The following is a 368-nucleotide window of genomic DNA, read 5'->3' as shown; positions in this document are numbered from 1 at the left end:
ACCCTGCAGAATCGACTGCCGCGGCCCCCACCCGTCAGGTCGCGCAGGTGAATTCGGGCTTCGATATCCTCGCCAATCTGGATGCCTTGAAAATTACCACGGGCCCCTTTGCCGGCGCCTATCAGGTTGGCGTTGGCAGCAACTGGCTCAATTGGTATTTTGCGAATATCGGCCTGTTCGCCTTCATCAAGGACCGTCCCAATGAAGTTCGGACTTACATGGACTTGTATATCCGGAACGTCAGCCCTGCGAACTACACCATCAACGACGTCAAGTTTGGTGGCGATCTGAATTCCCCGATCCAGTGTCCCGCCGACTCCAACGATTCGTATGCGTCGACATTCCTGTCGCTGGCATCCGAGTACATG

General features: G+C 55.7%; 1 protein-coding gene. It reads left to right on the top strand.

Annotation, left to right across the window (positions count from 1 at the left end; genetic code table 11):
• Nucleotides 1–368, top strand: a 368-nt coding sequence (locus tag AC1DBD_RS17980) for a hypothetical protein (RefSeq protein ID WP_476982751.1), incomplete at both ends; no start/stop codon positions are given.

The sequence above is a fragment of the Arthrobacter sp. 10T419 genome, assembly GCF_056394105.1.
The sequence above is the reverse complement of the archived record's forward strand: the minus strand, read 5'-3'. Positions and strand labels throughout refer to the sequence as shown.